The following is a 13824-nucleotide window of genomic DNA, read 5'->3' as shown; positions in this document are numbered from 1 at the left end:
CGGCGTATTCGCGCGGTCGAGCAGGGGCGTGGTCGGGCGCTTGCGGGGAATCTCATGAAACGTCGTGGGCATCAGGCGAATCGTTATAGGTATAAAAGATGCGGCAGTTTACCTGATGCATCGCCCCCTGCCCACGCGTTGGTATTTTTTGGCTGCTCGGCGCTTAGTTGCGCCGCTCGACGATATACCGGGCCAGCTCACGCAAAGGCTCAGCCGCCGCGTCAAACGGTCGCAGCGCATGCAGAGCCTGATCGCGCAGTTCCAGCGCGTAGGCCTTGGCGGCGTCGAGGCCGAGCAATGCCGGGTAGGTTGGTTTGTCACGAGCGATGTCAGCGCCCTGGCGTTTGCCGAGGGTTTCGGTATCGCTTTCAACGTCGAGGATGTCGTCCTGCACCTGAAACGCCAGGCCGATGGCCTGTGCATAAGTCTGCAGGGCACGCAGTTCGTCTTCCTCGGCACGGCCGCTGGCGAGGGCGCCGAGTCTGACGCTGACTTCGATCAGCGCGCCGGTCTTGTGCCGGTGCATCTGTTCGAGGGCTTTTTGATCGAGCTTGAGGCCGACCGAGCCGAGGTCGATGGCCTGGCCGCCAACCATGCCCGCCGGGCCGGCAGCCTGCGCCAGTGCGGTGACCATTTGCAGACGGATATCGCTGCTGCAATCGCTCAGGCGCGGATCGAGCAGGGCGCTGAAGGCCAGACTCTGCAAACCGTCGCCGGCAAGAATCGCGCAAGCTTCATCGAATTTTTTGTGGGTGGTCGGCTGGCCGCGACGCAGATCGTCATCGTCCATCGCCGGCAAATCGTCGTGAACCAGCGAATAAGCGTGGATCAACTCAACCGCGCAGGCCGCGCCGTTGGCTTGCTCAGCCTTGCCGCCCAACGCTTCGCAGGCAGCATAAGCCAGCAGCGGACGCACGCGTTTGCCGCCATTCATCACGCTGTAGCGCATGGCTTCATAAAGACGTGCCAACTCCGGCAGCGGCGCATTGAACAGGGTTTCCAGAGCCGCATTGACGCGGTCCTGGCTGGTCGCCGTATACGCTGCAATCATTCTGGCTGTTCCGCGTCGAAGGGTTCCTCGGCGAGTTCGCCATCGCGCTCCAGCAGCACTTGCACCTTCTGCTCGGCTTGCGCCAGCGCTGCCTGGCAATCACGGGTCAGACCGATGCCCTGCTCGAAAGCGGTCAGCGAGTCTTCCAGCGACAATTCACCGTTCTCCAGACGCTCGACCAATGTTTGCAGGTCGGCGAGGGACTGTTCGAAATCCAGTGCAGCTTTTTTGCGGGCCATGGCGGCGATTTCCGGTTGACGTTAAACCGGCGCGACACTAGCAGATAGGGGGGTTGTGGGCAAATGAGCAAGGGTGATGCGCACCAGAACAAATGATCCTTTGTGCAGGATAAAGATCCCCTCTGAATGAAAAGATCCCTTGTGCAGAACAAAGATCTGATCTGAATACAAAGATCCCTTGTGAGAACAAAGATCGGATCGGAATACAAAGATCCCTTGTGAGAACAAAGATCGGATCGGAATACAAAGATCCCTTGTGAGAACAAAGATCGGATCGGAATACAAAGATCCCTTGTGAGAACAAAGATCTGATCTAAATACAAAGATCCTTTGTGAGAACAAAGATCCAATGTGGCGAGGGGATTTATCCCCGTTCGGCTGCGCAGCAGTCGTAATCAATGCTGACTCGGTAGACCTGAAAGTAGGTGCTCGTAGCTTTTGGGGCTGCTGCGCAGCCCATCGGGGATAAATCCCCTCGCCACAGAGGTCAATCCGGATAGCGGATTTGATAGCGGGTACTTCGGCCACCTCCTGGCAGGCGCTGCAAACATTCTTTCTCCAGCAACTCCGCAAGATGCCGGGTCGCCGTGGCTTTCGACACTTTCGCCACCGTCTGATACTGGCCAGCACTGATACCGTGCTCAAAACCCCGCTCACCGCCGTCGAGCAAACGATTGAGTACTTTGACCTGCTCCACCGACAGTCCGGACTCGCGATGCGCCTGCCAGAACCGCGTCTTGCCCAGCACACTTTCAATCCGCGTGATAGCTTGTTGCAGACTGCGCAGCAACGTTTGCAGAAACCACATCAACCAATCAGTGATATCCAGCGAAGCTTTCTGGCTCGACTCCAGCACTCTGTAATACCCGGAGCGGTCATCCAGAATGCTCGCCGACATGGCGTAGAAACGAATGGCTTGCGCCTCGCCTTGAGCCAGCGCCAGATCAGTGATCGTGCGGGTCAGACGACCGTTGCCATCGTCGAACGGATGCAAGGTGACAAACCAGAAATGCGCGATGCCCGCCCGCAACATCGGATCCAGCGCTGTTTGATGCTGGCTGGCCTCAAACCACTGCAGAAATTGTTCAAGTTGATCTTCAAGTCCCTCGCGCGGTGGGGCTTCGAAATGTACCGTCGGACGATCAATTCTTCCTGACACCACCTGCATCGGCTCATCCCCGCGTAGCGCGCCGACCCGCAATGATCTTGAAGTGAGCTCGGTGTCCTGGTCAGGAAACAACCATCTGTGCCATTCCAGCAAACGCTCTGAGCTAAGTGGTTCTGCGAATCGCCGTGTGGCATCCAGCATCAATTGCGCCAGACCTTCACTGCGTTGGCTGACGTTATCACCATCGATCAACGCCACGCCCAAACGTCTGGCCAGCGACGAACGCACCGAGCCTACGTTCAGTTGCTCCCCCTCAATCGCCGAGGAGGTCACGATGTTTTGCAGCAAGGCATCCAGCTCAGCCTGCGCCCCCAAGGCGTTACTCACCGAACCGGCCATGCCCATTAACTGACCTTGCGCCTGCACACACTCGCGTAACAACGGCGTCAGGCGCTCTGCCTGCCAGTTGAAGTCGGGCCAGTCGGGCTGCTGCCAGATCCACTGAGTTGCCATTTGTGACTTGTCCTCAAATGCGTGAGCCGAATAGAAAGGCTATTCGGCTCATTTTGTGAGCCGAATATGATCCCTAATCGGCTCACCGTCCACCGTTTGGCCAGTTTCCTACAGCTATCGCACCTGTATCCGATTGTTAAAAAACCACCAAATGGCTAATCTTCGCGCCTTCTACGACCCGACAGTCACGGGTCTTTCAGACGAAACGCAGTTTCACCGCTGTGAAGTACCGAGGATCGGGTGCAAGGTTTCGTTCAGGCATGGCAGGAGGCATCACATGCGTTCACTTCTTTTGCTGTTGATCGGCCTGGCCTGCGCGCCAGTGCTGTGGGCCGCGCCGACTGCCGAACTGTCTGAACCGGTCGGTGGCTGGCGCTATCACGGCTTGCTCGATCGTACGGAAAACCCGCAAGTCGCCTACCCGACGCCGCCGATCGATCGCGGCATCCAGCGCAACCGCACGATGATCCAGGGTCAGCTCAAGGCCATCGGACATCAGCGCCCGCCACACAGCCTTGCGGTGAATGGCAATCCACTGAATCTGTACACCGACGACCAGGGGCGTTTCGCCCGGCCGTATGCGTTCGGCGCCGGCTCCAACAGCGTCGAGGTGATCAGCGCCGAGGGCCAGTCGCTCAAGCGCGTGCAATTTTATGAAGCAAACAATTTGCGCACGCCGGCGCGAATTCGTCTTGTCTTGGGATGGGACGATCCGAAAGCCGAACTCGATCTGCACATTGTCACGCCCGACGGTCAGCATGCGTTCTGGGCGCAGCCGGCGCTGAGCAATGGCGGCGGGCTCGACCCGGATGGCGTCGATGGCCCCGGCCCGGAAATGTTCACCATGACCGCGCCGCTGCATGGCACCTATCTGGTTTACGTCAACTATTGGGGCAACTTCGGCAACGGCGGCTATAACTTCGAGGAGACCAGCAATCAGAACGAGGTGATCACCTCGCAAATCACGCTGGTGCTCAACGAAAACACCGTCGACGAAAAACGCGAAACGTTCATCGTGCCCCTGCGGGCGATCGGTGATCTGCTGCTGGTAAAGACTTTCAACTATTAATAAGCATCCCGCTGCACGGATGAAATCGGGCTTTGAAAAGATGAGCGAAAACACTGTGACTTCGGCTGTCGACACGCCAGCGGCGAAACCTTCGCGGCGCTGGCCATTGCTGCTGGCCGGGTTGTGCCTGGTGGCCGGCGTGGCGGGTGGTTTTGGCTGGCTGCTGCTCAAGCCCAAAGCGCCGCCGGCGGAATTGGCCAGTGACAAGCTCGGTCTGAGCCGTCCGGACGCGCTGCTCGAAACACATTCCCTGAGCCAGTTGCCCAAAGACTTGCTGACGGTTCCGTTCCTCAAAGCCACGCTCACCGAAGATTTCGTCTTCTATTACGAAACCCACGCCGATCGTCTCGGCCTGATCGGTAGCCTGCGCCGGATCATCTACGAGCATGATCTGAAGTTGCAGGACAGCCTGATCGAAGCGCTTTTCGATCAACCGGCCGACGTGGCGCTGTGGCGCGGGGCGGATGGTCGCCTCAAGGATTTCCTGTTGGTGATGGATCGCGGCGGTCTGGCGAAATTGCTCGAGCCGCTGGCGAAGGTCGCACTGGATGACACGCAACTCAGCCAGATTGCCGAAATCAAGGTTGGTGGCGACACCGTGCCGCTCTATCAGTTGACTTACAACGCGAGCAAAGCCCTGCTGTTCGCTTCTCACGGCGACAAACTGGTGGTGCTGTCCAACCCGGCCAAGTACTACGACCCGGAAAGCGGCGCCTCCGAAGAGTCGGGTCACGTTTCGCCGCAGGCATTCGCGGCGCTGCTCAATGGCGAAAAACTGTTCCCCGAAGCCTTCGGTCTTCCAGCGAAAACCCCGGAAACCAAACAGCGCTTGTCGGTCAATTCCAGCGTCATCGCCATGGGTTATCAGCGTTTCATCCCGAACTTCGCCGGGCTGCGTTTCGACATGGACGACAAGGGCTGGCACAGCTACCTCGCGATGGACGAACTGGAAAACCAGCCGGACTTCGATTTCAAACCGGTCTGGCAGGCGATGCCGCTCGGTGCCAGTGCCTGCGTGACCTTGCCGGTAGCGGCCGAACCGCAAAAACCGCTGCTGGTAAAACTCGGTGCCGAAGAAGCCGTGGCGCAAACCCTCACCGAACATGTCGCGGGTGCAGCGGGCCTGTGCTGGTATGCCGATTCGCGTTTGTACACGCCGCTGTTGGTCGCCAGTCTGAAAGATGAAGACAGTGGCAAACTCGACGGCGACCTCGGCAAATTGTTCGGCTCGATGGTCGGCGCGTTTGAGTCCAATGTTGAAGAAAACGTATTCCCGGTGGTCGAGAAACAGGAAGGCCAGAACCACGTCTGGCAGCGTCAGGTCAGCTCCAACTTCGGCCCTTACGCAGCCAAAGATGCCGAGAACCCGGAGGCTATTTCCGGCAAGGCTTTCATGAAAGTCAGCCTCGCGCGCCACGGTTCGACGCTGCTCTTCTCCCTCGATGACAAACTCGTCGACAAGGCCCTCGGCACCCTCGACAAACGCTTCCCGCCGATGGCCGACGTGCTGCCCAAAGATGTGCTGATGCCGATCTACTTCGGCCCGGATTCGATGGCGCAACTGATGCAGCAGGAAACCCTCGACAGCCTGCCGCAGGACATGGAACCGGTGTTTTACAACGCCGCGCAAACCTACCTGATCCCGAAACTGCGCACCCTCGGCGGCTACGGCAAATACGCGCTGACCTTGCCCGAAGGCAGCGAGCCCGACGGACACTGGCAATGGCTGCCGCTGGAATGGAAAGCGCTGTGACGGCACTGATCCGCAGCCTCGGCCTGCTCGCGCTGTTGCTCAGTGCGGGCGCGCGCGCCGTCGAAGCACCGGCGCTGGACCCTGCGCAGTCCCAGGTGTTTCGCGCCTGGTTCGTGCGCATCGCCCAGGAGCAACTGAGCCAAGGCCCGAGCCCGCGCTGGTATCAACAGGATTGCGCCGGGCTGGTGCGTTTCGCCGCCAACGAAGCGCTGAAAGTCCACGACGACAAATGGCTGCGCAGCAATGGCCTGTCCAATCGTTATCTGCCGCCGGAGCTGTCGCTGACCGATGACCAACGCAAGCTCGCCCAGCAATGGCAGCAGGGCGGCGGCAAGGTCGGGCCGTACGTCAACGCGATCAAACTGATTCAGTTCAACAGCCATCTGGTCAGCCGCGACGTGTCACAGGCGCGCCCCGGTGACTTGATGTTTTTCGATCAGGGCGACGACCAGCACCTGATGATCTGGATGGGCCGCTACATCGCCTATCACACCGGCACCACCACCCCGACTGACAACGGCATGCGTTCGGCAAGCCTGCAGCAACTCATGACATGGAAGGACACCCGATGGATACCCGACGCAGCCAACCCCAACTTCATCGGCGTCTATCGACTGAACTTTCTCTCCCAATGACCGGTGCCCGCATGTTGCGTTTCCTGCCCCTACTGTTGGTATTAGCCCTGCCTTTTTCGGCGGTGAATGCCGAAGATACCGTCGAGCCGAGCGGTTATACGCCGGTCTCCGGTGAGAGCTTTTTCCTGCTTGCCGACAGCAGTTTCGCCAGTGATGAACAGGCAATGGTTCGCCTCGAAGCGCCGGGCCGCGATTACCGTCGATTCCGCATGGAGCCGTATGGCGGCGCCGACATTCGTGTGTACCGCATCGACAAGCCGCTGGACTTCCTCAAGCGCCAAAAGAACCTGCACCGCGTGGTCAGCGACGGTCAGTTCAAGGGTGAAGGCCTGTCCAACACCCTCGCGTACCTGTGGGATAACTGGTACCGCAAATCCCGTCGGGTGATGCAGCGCGCGTTCTCTTATGAGTCGCGCAAACAGGTCACCGAAGAAGTGCCGGAACTGAAGATGGGCAACGCCATCGCCGCACCGACGCCGTACGACGCGCAGCCGCAATTTGCGTTGATTCCGGGTCTGCCGGTGGTCAGCCAGTTCCGCTATCCGTTGTGGCAGGCCAAGCCGATTCAGCCACCGGAAGGTGTGAATCTGGCGGGGTCTTCCAGTGATTTCGTCAGAGTCGCACCGGGCAACGTTTACATCCCGTTGGGCAATCTGAAGCCGGGTCTGTATCTGGTCGAAGCGCTGATCGGCAAGTACCGCGCGACCACCATGGTCTTCGTTTCCAACACGGTGGCAGTGAGCAAAATTGCCGGCGATGAATTGCTGGTCTGGGCCGCACGCAAACATGAAGGCAGCTCGGTGCCGAAGGTCAATGTGCTGTGGACGGATGGCCTCGGTGTGATGAGCAGCGGCGCGACCGACACTGATGGTTTGCTGCGCCTGAAACACGTCAGCCCTGAGCGCTCGTTCGTCATCGGCGAGGACGAAGAGGGCGGGGTGTTCGTCTCCGAAAACTTCTATTACGACAGCGAAATCTACGACACCAAACTTTATGCCTTCACCGACCGGCCGCTGTATCGCCCGGGTGATTGGGTGTCGTTGAAGATCGTTGGTCGTGAGTTCAAGAATGCGCGGGATTCGGTGTTGCCGGGGGCGGCGGATGTCAGCGTCGCGGTGCTGGATGCGACGGGCACCGAGTTGCAGCACCTCGATTTGAAACTCGATTCGAAGGCCGGCACTCAGGGCCGCTTCCAGTTACCGGACAACGCGGTGGCGGGCGGTTACGAAATCCGTTTCAACTACAAGGATCAGGCCTACAGCAGCGCTTTCCGTGTAGCCGAGTACATCAAGCCGCACTTCGAGATTTCGCTGAACCTGGCCAAACAGGATTACCGCACCGGCGAACCGGTGAAGGGCAGTCTGGTGCTGCTGTACCCGGACGGCAAACCGGTGGCCAACGCCAAACTGACCTTGAGTCTGCGCGCGCAACAACTGTCGATGGTCGACAACGAGCTGCAATACCTCGGGCAATTCCCGGTGGAACTGACCAGCACCGAACTGACCACCGACAGCAAGGGCAACGCGACCCTCGACCTGCCGGCCGCCGACAAACCGAGCCGCTACATGCTCACCGTGTTTGCCAGCGATGGCGCGGCGTATCGGGTCAAGACCACCAAGGAAATCCTGATTGACCGTGGCGCCGCAAGCTTCCGCTTGAGCGCGCCGCAACGCTTTAGCGCGGTCGGCGACAAGGTTGCGTTCAGCTACGCCAACGAGGGCGGCAGCGAGCAGAGCAAAGCGGTGACGCCGAGCACTTACGGCTGGGTGCGCCTGGAAGACCAGAGCACGGGCGAAGGCAAACTCGCGGCGACGGACAAGGGTTTCAGTTTGGCCTTCGATCGTCCCGGCACTTACAACCTGACGTTGAAAGACCAACACGGTCGCGTGCTCGGTGCCACCGGGCATTCGGTCACCGGCGATGGCGTCAAAGCAGTGCCAGGTACCGTGGAAATCGTCCTCGACAAACCTGAGTACAAGGCTGGTGATGAGGCGCTGGCGCTGATCACGTTCCCGGAGCCGGTCAGTGATGCCTTGCTGTCGCTGGAACGTGACAAAGTCGAAGCCACTGCGCTGTTGGCCAAGGGTGGTGATTGGCTGAAACTGGAAAGACTCAGCGACACCCAATACCGCGCGCGCATCCCGGTGAAAGACAACTTCGCGCCGAATCTGACCTTCTCCGTGCTCTACACCAAGGGTGGTCAGTACAGTTTCCAGAACGCCGGGATCAAAGTCATCGCGCCGCAAATCGACGTGGCGATCAGCACTGACAAACAGGTCTATCTGCCGGGCGACACCGTCACGGTTGACCTGACCACGCAGTTCGCCGGCAAAGCGGTACCGGCGCATCTGACCGTCAGTGTTGTCGACGAGATGGTTTACGCGCTGCAACCGGAAGTCGCGCCGACCATCGACCAGTTCTTCTATCACCCGCGCCGCAACAACGTGCGCACCAGCGCCAGCCTGTCGTTCATCAGTTATGACGTCGCGCTGCCGGGCAGTCCGGGTGCGCCGGGCAAAGCCAACCGCAGCGAACGCGGAGTGAAAGTGCTGGAGCGTCCGCGCCGTGAAGACGTTGACACCGCCGCATGGCAACCGGAGCTGCTGACCGGTGCTGATGGCAAAACCCGCTTCACCTTCAAGGTGCCAGATTCGCTGACCCGCTGGCGCATCACTGCCCGAGCGATCGCCGACGACGGTCAGGTCGGGCAGAAGAAGCAGTTCGTGCGCTCGGAAAAACCGCTCTACCTGAAGTGGAGCGGGCCGAGCAAATTCCGCAAAGGTGATCAGCCACAGCTTGGTGTGTTCGCGTTCAGTCAGGCCGAGAAACCGGTGAAGGCTGAACTGGTCACTCACTACGCTGGTTCCGAGCAGCGTCTGCCGGTGACTTTGAACAACGGCATCAATTACCTGCCACTGCCAGGGTTCGCATTGGCTTCCGGCGAATGGACTGCGGAACTGGTGCAGGACGGCAAGACCGCCGACTCCCTCGCTGTGCGCTTGAGTGCGACGGGTGATGGCTGGCAAGTGACGCAGACGCAAAGTCTCGACGTCGCCAGCGGCGATATGCCGTTAAGCCTGCCAGTGGATGCCACCGATATTCGCTTGCGTCTGGACGACAGTCCGCAAGCGCTGTTCCGCTCGGCGCTTGATGATCTGCTCAGCTATCCGTACGGCGGCGTCGAACAAACGGCCAGCCGCTTGCTGCCGTTGAGCATCGCTTATCCATCGCTGGCGTCGAACCCGCAGATCCGCGATCGCTTGCGCCTGATCATGCAAAACAGCCGTCTGCGTCTGGTGCAAATGGCCGGGCCATCGGCGAGCTTCACCTGGTGGGGCTACGACGGTGAGCCGGATGCGTTCCTCACCGCTTACGCTTATTACGCCGACTTCAACGCCAGCCAAGTGCTGGAACTGACCTTGCCGCCGGAGCACTGGCAGCGAGTGTTGGAGGTTTACGCCAAACAAGCGCCGAACACGCCGTTGCTACAGCGCGCGTTGATTCTGTCGTTCGCCAAACAGATGCATCTGCCGGTGAATACGTTGCTGACAGGGTTGATGGAGGATCTGGCCAAGGCTGGTGAAGGCAATGCCGAAACCATGCTCGACGATGGCCAGGACAGTCTGGTGATGAGCGATCCGGATTCGGCGCTCGGTCTGGCGGCGGCGCGGGTGTTGACCGCCGCGTTGGCTGCGCAGTCGAAAGTGACCTTGCCGGAAGCATTCAATCGTCAGGTGGGCGCTGCGCAACAGCGTCTGTCGGTCAGTTCGCAGCCATTTGCCGAAGCGCTGAATGTGTCGCTTCAACCGTTTGATCAGGCGCGCGCGCAGGCTTTGTTGCAACGTCTGTTGCCGCAGCAATCGACCCTGGAGCGAGCGCTGGCGCTGACCTGGCTGCAACGCAGCATCGCTCAAGCCTCGCCGACCATCGCGCTGACGCCGGGTGAAGGCTGGAAGAAAAACTACGGTGCAACCGGTGAGATGTATTGGACATGGCAGGGCGCGACGCCGGTGCCAAGCGTGTTGACGGTTTCCGGTACTCAGGAGCGTCCATTGCGCGCGGCGCTGAGCTTCCAGACTCAGCAGCCGGCAGTCGATCCGATGGCCGTGACCATCACCCGTCGTCTGTCGCGGCTGGTGCCGGGCGACGAAGCCTTCACCTTCAAACTGGAGCCGGTCGGCACTAAACCGCTGTCCAGCGACAGCTTGTACCTGGACGAAGTGATCCTCACCAGCAAAGCGCCGAAGCCGCTGCGTTACGGCATGCTCGAAGTGCCGTTGCCGCCGGGTGCCGATGTTGAGCGCACAACGTGGGGGATCAAGTTGCAGGGCAAGGAAGGCACCGAACCGACCGCACTGGAGAAGGCGCGCTTCGAGCCGGGACAGTTGGCTTACGCGGTGCCGGTGGATGCGCTGAGCGGCGAGTTGCGTCTGCGTCATCTGGTGCGCTTCTCGCAGAAAGGCCAGTTCAACCTGCCGCCGGTGCGTTTCACTCAGGTGTACGCGCCGCAGCATCAGGCCCAGGAAGCGAAAGCCGCGCTCGGTCAGGTCACGGTCAACTGACATGATCCGCTCGCTGCTGTGGTTGATGTTGTGCGTGATGCCTGCGCTGGCGACGGCGCAGGATGAGCCGCTGCGGGTGGCTTATAAAGGCGAGCTGTTGTCGCTGAATCACACGCAGTTGATTGCTCGCGAACCGTTGCCACCGACACTGGACACGCCGTTGGGCAGTCTGTGGAAGTTGTTTGTTTACGCATGGCTGGTGGATACCAGCGCGCAGGAGCCGGCATATGAATGTCGCGGGCAGTCGAAGGAAGAGGTTTATTGCTGCACGGTTGGCGGCAAGATCGAACGTGATCAGGCGTTGGTGAAATCTTGCGGGTTGTATTTCGAGCCTTCGCGGTTGGGGATCGCGGCTGGGGATTGGCGTGCTTATTGGCAGGCGCGGCAGGCGCCGTCGTGGTTGCTGGATTTGCCATCGGTGCAGCCCGCTCAACGAGTTTCTGTAATTGAGTTGCTAAACGTGTTGGCGACTTTGCCGGCGCAGGATCAGGCGCGGCGGGTACTGCTCGATGTGCTGCTTAATGCAGCGGACGGCAATGTCGTCGGTGAACTGGGCGGACGTCTACGGGTGAAAACCTGGAGTTGGCTCGGCGATCGGGATCCCCAGTCACGGCAGGGTGGATTTGCGGGGTGGACGGCTGACGGCTCGCCGATCTGGGCGGGCGGGCGCGGCACCAGTCAGATGGTCTTGCGTCATTACGCGCAAGCGCTGTCGACGGTGTTGCCAATTACATGGCCGGCGGAAGCGGGGCGCTGTGTTGAAGTCGGCCTGTTTTCGAAATATCCGGTTTCGAGGGTTTTCGCGGGCGAACGTATCGCGGCATCGGGTTCATTAAAGGGGGACTACCGCGTCGAGTTCGCCAACGGCAATGCGCTGGATATCCACAGCGACGGCGAACTGTTTCTGCTCAACGACAAACTCGTCGCCCGCGTGGATCGCGAAGAATACGTCGCCCGAGTCCTTGAACGCGAAGCCAAAGCTGACCCCGCCGAAGCTGCCAAAGCACTTGCCGTCGCCATTCGCACCTACCTATTGCAGAACGCGACGCGCAATGGCGATTGCCTGAGCATTGATGACAGCAGCAATCGGCAGCGAGTTGCGCCGCGTCCGGCCTCCGCCGAATCGCGCAACATTGCCGCGTGGACAGCCGATCTGGTGTTGGCCGGCAGCACCGTCACTTATCACTCGGATCAGCCCGGCCCGGACAAACTCTCTTGGCAGCAGGCTGTCGAGCAGGCGAATGCGGGGCAACGATATGACGCGATTTTGCTGCACGCCTATCCGCGCGCCAGCCTCAGCCGTTGGGATAACCCGATTGCTTCTTGCCAAGCATTGCCCGCCGCACAGGACTGGCTGCAAAAACAGCGTCGTGGCTGGCGGCCAAAACTGGACAGCGAAACCGGCTACAACGAAGTCAGCACATTTGCCGTGTGCAAACTCGCGTTCGGACGACCTTACGTCGACCGCGAACGCCAGCGCATTTATGTGCGCGGCGTGCTGACCTTGCAGGATCGCCTCGATCTGACTCACGAATATTTGCACCTTGCCTTTGAAGCACATCCCAATGGCCAGGATGAAACCTACATCGAAGGGCTCGCCCGTCACCTTTTGCTGGAATAGACCATGACACTCCGTTATCCACAGGTCTTGCTGCTGCTCTGTGCCTTTAATGTGCTGCCCGTGGCCATGGCTGCCGACAGCGTCAAACTCGACACGCCGGTCGGTGGCTGGCGCAGCGGCGCGCCCGAAGGCGAGGGCGAAAGTTTTCGTCAGACCGTCAACTACCCGGCCTCGTCAGTGAACACGCCGATCGGCCAGGCCAAGACCGCGCGCATCAGTGGCGAGATCAAAGCCACGCCGAAGAGCAACGAGCCGGGTCGATTGATCGTCAACGGTGTGAGCATGCCGTTGAAGATCGACGAATCCGGACGCTTTGACCGACCGTTCTCCTTCCCCAATGGCAGCAACAGTGTCGAAGTGCGCAGTCCCGACGGTCAGCATCGACACCGCACGCAGTTTCTCAACACCAGCGGCGGCGCGACCCCGGCCAAGCTTCGCGTTTTATTGGCATGGGACAGCGACGGTACCGACCTCGACCTTCATCTGGTGACGCCCGATGGCGTGCACATCTGGTACGGCAATCGCGTCGCGCCAAACGGTGCAGCGCTGGATGTCGACGTCACCACTGGTTACGGCCCGGAAATCTTCGCCATGCCGGCACCGATCAAGGGTCTGTATCTGGTTTACGTGAATTATTACGGCGGTGGCTATCGTGGAGATGAAGAGGGAGGGGATGACGCGGTGCAGCCGTTAACCACGGCGCAGGTAACGGTGATCACCGAAGAGGGAACACCGAGCGAGAAGATGGAGACGTTCCTTATCCCGATGCGCGCGGTGGGGGAGTTGACGCTGGTTAAGTCGTTTAGCTATCCGTGAGGCTCAGGTACAGCGATCGCAGCTTATATATAGAAGAGCAGGGCAACGAAGGCCGACCCCTTGGGGTCGGCCTTCGTGTTTGCGGGCTTTTTTGACCAATGTGACAGAAATATGAAAATAGACGTTGACGGCAAATCCCAGACGTCTATAATTCGCCCCACTTCCGGCGCAGTCGAAACGGAAAACTCCTTGAGATTCAATGAGTTACGAAGTTTTCGGCAGCAGGTGCTTCAGTTCGTCGAAGCCAAAAGGAAGTTGAAAAAGAGGTGTTGACAGCGGCGTGTAACGCTGTAGAATTCGCCTCCCGCTGACGAGAGATCTGAAGCGCAAGTGGTTGAAGTTGTTGAAGAATTCTTCGAAAGCTTCTGAAAATAATCACTTGACAGCAAATGAGGCTGCTGTAGAATGCGCGCCTCGGTTGAGACGAAAGATCTTAACCAACCGCTCTTTAACAACT

The 13824-nt window shown here is 59.6% G+C and carries 10 protein-coding genes; 6 read left to right on the top strand and 4 right to left on the bottom strand.

The genetic code is table 11. The features are described from left to right. The 4 genes from ACIOMO_RS23785 to ACIOMO_RS23770 form a co-directional block, all read right to left on the bottom strand. A partial coding sequence (locus ACIOMO_RS23785) for a hypothetical protein (protein WP_401243980.1) occupies window positions 1-72 on the bottom strand: 72 nt, incomplete at its 3' end. Window positions 73-163: 91 nt separating this feature from the next. Continuing rightward, complete coding sequence (gene ispA / locus ACIOMO_RS23780) at window positions 164-1051, bottom strand: (2E,6E)-farnesyl diphosphate synthase (RefSeq protein WP_401243920.1); 888 nt, start codon at window positions 1049-1051, stop codon at window positions 164-166. Continuing rightward, the gene (locus tag ACIOMO_RS23775) at window positions 1048-1290 is read right to left on the bottom strand and encodes an exodeoxyribonuclease VII small subunit (RefSeq protein WP_003228627.1); all 243 of its coding nucleotides are present in this window, start codon (window positions 1288-1290) and stop codon (window positions 1048-1050) included. Before ACIOMO_RS23775 ends, ispA begins: the two co-directional genes overlap by 4 nt. 487 nt (window positions 1291-1777) lie before the next feature. Further along, window positions 1778-2911 carry a Fic family protein gene (locus ACIOMO_RS23770; protein WP_401243918.1) on the bottom strand — a complete coding sequence of 378 codons (1134 nt, stop codon included), beginning with the start codon at window positions 2909-2911 and terminating at the stop codon, window positions 1778-1780. A 277-nt stretch (window positions 2912-3188) separates the two neighbouring features. On the opposite strand from ACIOMO_RS23770, the gene ACIOMO_RS23765 reads away from it, so the two are divergent. The 6 genes from ACIOMO_RS23765 to ACIOMO_RS23740 are packed head-to-tail and all read left to right on the top strand — an operon-like array spanning window position 3189 to window position 13367. After that, window positions 3189-3980: a YfaP family protein gene (locus tag ACIOMO_RS23765; RefSeq protein WP_401243916.1), complete on the top strand. Its 792-nt coding sequence runs from the start codon at window positions 3189-3191 to the stop codon at window positions 3978-3980. Window positions 3981-4020: 40 nt separating this feature from the next. Then, window positions 4021-5733: a DUF2138 domain-containing protein gene (locus tag ACIOMO_RS23760; RefSeq protein ID WP_401243914.1), complete on the top strand. Its 1713-nt coding sequence runs from the start codon at window positions 4021-4023 to the stop codon at window positions 5731-5733. Beyond that, window positions 5718-6368, top strand: coding sequence for a DUF1175 domain-containing protein (locus ACIOMO_RS23755; protein ID WP_401243978.1), 651 nt, complete (start codon window positions 5718-5720; stop codon window positions 6366-6368). The genes ACIOMO_RS23760 and ACIOMO_RS23755 overlap by 16 nt, the downstream gene beginning before the upstream one ends. Then, complete coding sequence (locus ACIOMO_RS23750) at window positions 6365-10930, top strand: alpha-2-macroglobulin family protein (protein ID WP_401243912.1); 4566 nt, start codon at window positions 6365-6367, stop codon at window positions 10928-10930. The genes ACIOMO_RS23755 and ACIOMO_RS23750 overlap by 4 nt, the downstream gene beginning before the upstream one ends. Window position 10931: 1 nt before the next feature. Beyond that, window positions 10932-12551, top strand: a complete 1620-nt coding sequence (locus ACIOMO_RS23745; RefSeq protein ID WP_401243911.1) for a DUF2300 domain-containing protein — start codon at window positions 10932-10934, stop codon at window positions 12549-12551. A 3-nt stretch (window positions 12552-12554) separates the two neighbouring features. Continuing rightward, entirely contained in the window at window positions 12555-13367 is an 813-nt protein-coding gene (locus ACIOMO_RS23740; RefSeq protein ID WP_401243909.1) for a YfaP family protein, read from the top strand. Window positions 13368-13824 lie beyond the last annotated feature (457 nt).

This window comes from Pseudomonas sp. NPDC087804, from assembly GCF_044742965.1.
GTDB lineage: Bacteria > Pseudomonadota > Gammaproteobacteria > Pseudomonadales > Pseudomonadaceae > Aquipseudomonas > Aquipseudomonas rustica.
The sequence above is the reverse complement of the archived record's forward strand: the minus strand, read 5'-3'. Positions and strand labels throughout refer to the sequence as shown.

Excerpts from the sequence above, each read along its gene's own strand:
- ACIOMO_RS23760 (WP_401243914.1), top strand. The coding sequence starts at position 4,021 with ATGAGCGAAAACACTGTGACTTCGGCTGTCGACACGCCAGCGGCGAAA.
- ACIOMO_RS23770 (WP_401243918.1), bottom strand. The coding sequence starts at position 2,911 with ATGGCAACTCAGTGGATCTGGCAGCAGCCCGACTGGCCCGACTTCAAC.
- ispA (WP_401243920.1), bottom strand. The coding sequence starts at position 1,051 with ATGATTGCAGCGTATACGGCGACCAGCCAGGACCGCGTCAATGCGGCT.
- ACIOMO_RS23765 (WP_401243916.1), top strand. The coding sequence starts at position 3,189 with ATGCGTTCACTTCTTTTGCTGTTGATCGGCCTGGCCTGCGCGCCAGTG.
- ACIOMO_RS23750 (WP_401243912.1), top strand. The coding sequence starts at position 6,365 with ATGACCGGTGCCCGCATGTTGCGTTTCCTGCCCCTACTGTTGGTATTA.
- ACIOMO_RS23745 (WP_401243911.1), top strand. The coding sequence starts at position 10,932 with ATGATCCGCTCGCTGCTGTGGTTGATGTTGTGCGTGATGCCTGCGCTG.
- ACIOMO_RS23775 (WP_003228627.1), bottom strand. The coding sequence starts at position 1,290 with ATGGCCCGCAAAAAAGCTGCACTGGATTTCGAACAGTCCCTCGCCGAC.
- ACIOMO_RS23755 (WP_401243978.1), top strand. The coding sequence starts at position 5,718 with ATGGAAAGCGCTGTGACGGCACTGATCCGCAGCCTCGGCCTGCTCGCG.
- ACIOMO_RS23740 (WP_401243909.1), top strand. The coding sequence starts at position 12,555 with ATGACACTCCGTTATCCACAGGTCTTGCTGCTGCTCTGTGCCTTTAAT.